This is a genomic window from Pseudorhodoplanes sp. (genome assembly GCF_035565795.1).
Taxonomy (GTDB): Bacteria; Pseudomonadota; Alphaproteobacteria; order Rhizobiales; family Xanthobacteraceae; genus Pseudorhodoplanes.
In genome coordinates, this window is the sequence record NZ_DATMRV010000154.1 from 1 (window position 1) to 1,700 (window position 1,700).

General features: G+C 66.6%; 1 protein-coding gene and 1 pseudogene. Both read right to left on the bottom strand.

Annotated elements, in window-relative coordinates; translation table 11 throughout:
* Nucleotides 1–404: pseudogene (locus VNZ93_RS13830) on the bottom strand (urocanate hydratase); the annotation flags it as partial.
* Between the two features lie 9 nt (nt 405–413).
* Nucleotides 414–1,700, bottom strand: a 1,287-nt coding sequence (hutH, locus tag VNZ93_RS13835; protein ID WP_325705891.1) for a histidine ammonia-lyase, incomplete at its 5' end; no start/stop codon positions are given.

Genomic DNA, 1,700 nt, shown 5'->3' on the forward strand with positions numbered 1-1,700 from the left:
GAGCCGGCCGTCATCTGGCCGTACATCATCAGGCCCTTGCGATCGAGCTCGTTGAAATAGTCGAGCGTCGCCCAGTGCGGCACGATGTTGGAATTGGCGATCAGGACGCGCGGCGCATCGGAGTGCGTGCGAAAGACGCCGACCGGCTTGCCGGATTGCACCAGCAAGGTCTCGTCGCCCTCCAGCGCCTTCAGCGAGGAGACGATACGGTCATAGCTCTCCCAGTCGCGCGCCGCCCGGCCGATGCCGCCATAGACCACAAGCTCGTGCGGCTTCTCGGCGACATCCGGGTCGAGATTGTTCATCAGCATGCGCAGCGGCGCCTCGGTCTGCCAGCTCTTGCAGGACATCACCGGGCCGTGGGGCGCGTGAATGATGCGGTCGTTGTCGAGGCGTTTGTTCATGGAGAACCTTCAATCGTCGAACGCAGGCAGTGTGGCCGGTCGCACGGCATCGATCAATGCGCCCGATGTCACGAGTTCGGTGGCGGTCTCGATATCGGGCGCCATCTTGCGGTCGGCGTCGAGCTTCGGAACATGACGCCGTAGCATGGTCCGCGCGCGCTCCAGCGCGGGGCTGGATGCGAGCGGCACATGGAAGTCGCAGCCCTGCGCTGCAGCCAGCAATTCGATGCCAGCGACATGCGCGGCATTCTGCGCCATCGCGATCAGGCGCCGCGCGCCATGCGCGGCCATTGAGACGTGATCTTCCTGGTTGGCCGAGGTCGGAATCGAGTCGACGCTGGCGGGCATCGCCTTCTGCTTGTTCTCGGACACGAGTGCGGCCGCCGTGACCTGCGCGATCATGAAGCCGGAATTCAGCCCCGGCCGCGGCGTGAGAAATGCCGGGAGGCCGGACAGAACCGGATCGGTCAGCATCGCGATGCGCCGTTCGGCCAGCGACCCGATCTCGCAGACGGCGAGCGCGAGAATGTCGGCGGCGAAAGCGACGGGCTCGGCGTGAAAGTTGCCGCCCGAGATCACGTCGCCGGTGTCGGTCATCACCAGCGGATTGTCGGATACGCCGTTCGCTTCGATGACGAGGGTCGACGCCGCCTGCCGCATCACGTCGAGCGCCGCGCCCATCACCTGCGGCTGACAGCGCAGGCAATAGGGATCCTGGATGCGGTCGTCGATCGTGCGATGCGATGCGCGGATGCCGCTTCCGTCCATCAGCGACCGGAGCGCAGCCGCGACGTCGATCTGCCCGCGATGTCCGCGCAAGGTCTGGATGCGCGGGTCGAACGGCGTGTCGGAGCCGCGTGCCGCGTCCGTCGACATTGCGCCTGTAATCAGCGCCGACTGGAACACGCGCTCGATGTCGAACAAGGCCGCGAGCGCATGTGCTGTCGAGAATTGCGTCCCGTTCAGCAATGCGAGGCCTTCCTTCGGGCCGAGCACGAGCGGCTCAAGCCCCGCGCGCCCGAGCGCATAGACAGCGGGCATGCGTTCGCCGCCGTAGAAGGCGTCGCCTTCGCCGATCATCGCGGCGGTCAGATGAGCAAGTGGCGCAAGATCGCCCGACGCGCCGACCGAACCCTGCGCCGGGATCACCGGGACCACGTTGCCGGCCAGCATTCCCTGCAGCAGTTGCATGGTCTCGCGCCGCACGCCCGATGCGCCACGGCCGAGGCTGACGAGTTTCAGCGCCATCATCAGCCGCGCAATCCGGGACGGAACAAGATCGCCGACGCCGGCCGC